We start from the raw sequence: 757 nt of genomic DNA, 5'->3' as shown, positions 1-757 counted from the left end.
TGGTAGTGCCGCGGGGTGAACCGCCTTTCGAAGATTCGATACCGCTCGCCGACCTGCATGCGTTTCCGCTGGCGGTTCCGATGCGCAACAACAATGTCAGGCGTTCGGTGGCTGATGTCGTTGCGCAGCACGGGTGTGTGCTGGATGTCAGATTCGAGGTCGACTCCCTTTCTACGATCATCAACATGGTCATGGAAGGAAAAGCCTATTCTATCCTTGCCCCGTCGGCCATTCAGAGGGAGGCCTCTCAAGGCCAAGTCCGGGCGGTCAAAATCATTGATCCGGTGATTACCCGTTCCGTGGTGCTTGCCGTCAACCCGAAGGATGAGCGCTCTCCAGCCGTCTCCGCGGTCCGCAAGCTGATCCCCAAGGTCGTAAGGACTTTGATCGAGGGCAGGCACTGGTCAGCCACGGTTCCGGACCGGGCCTAGGCACATCCGAAACCAAGTTCCAGTCTGTCGCTCCGCCGCGGGTGCTTGAGCGGTATCAATCTGGATTCAAGATGGCTTTGGGCGACATTCCATATTTGACCGCATGCGACTATCGCGATGAAACTGCAGCGGAGCGAGACACGGTTCGGATATCGGTCGTTCTCGTACCTGGCAATTCATTCAAGCGGAGCATGCGATGTCCAACGCCACCACCTATCAGCTTTTCATCAACGGCAGTTGGCGAGACGGTAGTGGAACCCTGACGGTGACCAACCCGGCGACAGAGCAGGTATTTGGCTCGGTGGCCGCGGCGTCGGCTTCGGATC

General features: G+C 58.3%; 1 protein-coding gene. It reads left to right on the top strand.

What is annotated here, in order from left to right; translation table 11 throughout:
• Positions 1-431: LysR substrate-binding domain-containing protein (locus NKI63_RS30660; RefSeq protein WP_352824132.1), on the top strand; the 431-nt coding region annotated here is incomplete at its 5' end.
• Between the last annotated feature and the right edge of the window lie 326 nt (positions 432-757).

Origin of the sequence: Mesorhizobium sp. M0410, from assembly GCF_040321435.1 — a bacterium.
Classification (GTDB): Bacteria; Pseudomonadota; Alphaproteobacteria; order Rhizobiales; family Rhizobiaceae; genus Mesorhizobium.
This window is presented reverse-complemented; position numbering and strand designations above follow the sequence as displayed.